1 rRNA gene is annotated in these 1118 nt (G+C 37.3%); it reads right to left on the bottom strand.

Features of this window, described 5'->3' with window-relative positions:
* Positions 1-118: ribosomal RNA gene (locus tag A7985_RS25365) — 16S ribosomal RNA — on the bottom strand; the annotation flags it as partial.
* Between the last annotated feature and the right edge of the window lie 1000 nt (positions 119-1118).

Genomic DNA, 1118 nt, shown 5'->3' on the forward strand with positions numbered 1-1118 from the left:
TTACTCACCCGTCCGCCGCTCGACGCCGAATAGCAAGCTATTCTCGTTTCCGCTCGACTTGCATGTGTTAGGCCTGCCGCCAGCGTTCAATCTGAGCCATGATCAAACTCTTCAATTAAAAGTTTTTTGGTACCAAGTACCTGACTCAATGAATACTGATTGATAATTTCTTATAAAAGAAATAAATCGAATTGACTGTTATAGTCACTCAGTAAAATTGAGATTCTAATTCTTTTGCTCCTGAATCAAGAGCTGTTAGAACTCAATCTGTACGAGTGCCCACACAGATGATTGCTTCATATTTTTAAAGAACAATGTAACTAACCCTTGGTTAGTTACCGCAGCGTTGCTGCGAAGTGGAGCGCCATATTAACCGCTTCACTTTTAAAGTCAACTAGAAAATTTAATTTTCTTTCTTTCGAAAGAAGTTAACCTTTCAATTTAACTTTAACCTTCACTTTGGTTTGCGCTTTTCGTTGCATCCCGCCGTGTCAGTGGGTGCGCATTATAGGGAGATCCGAAATAGGATCAAGTATTTTTTTAATAAAGTTTATAAAAAAATACACTTCGAACAAAAACAATACAAAAACAGCCCTTTTTGTATGCTTAGCCATCAATAGCACACTTAAAAACCGACAAAGCGATCTAAATCGATCCTTCCTCTCTACCAAATAGTTTATAGCTTTTAATCACAAACGCGATAAAAGGCGGTATTTTTAAAAAACTTGGAATAACTCTATAAACCCAATTTGTCTTCCTAAAGCTAAGCAACATTCAATCATAAATAAGGCAGGTCATGGGCTCAGTGAATCAGTCTCCAAATGATGAACATATGTTTAACCATGTAGCCAACATCACTACGATAATTTATCAACTTAAATTGCGTTCAACGGTTAATGAAATAATACGATAAGCAACTGAGAAAAGAATCTAATAAGCGAGTTTGGAAATTGCGTTAAAAGAGGTAAGCACCATGAAGGGCTTATACATCAGGCATAAAAAAAGCCGCTCAATGAGCGGCTTTTTAATATTCGTATTATCGAACTAGTTAACGTGTAACTATTACTCGATGATTGATGCTACAACACCAGCACCAACTGTACGGCCACCTTCACGGA

This window comes from Pseudoalteromonas luteoviolacea (genome assembly GCF_001696455.1).
In the GTDB taxonomy this organism is placed as follows: domain Bacteria; phylum Pseudomonadota; class Gammaproteobacteria; order Enterobacterales; family Alteromonadaceae; genus Pseudoalteromonas; species Pseudoalteromonas luteoviolacea_C.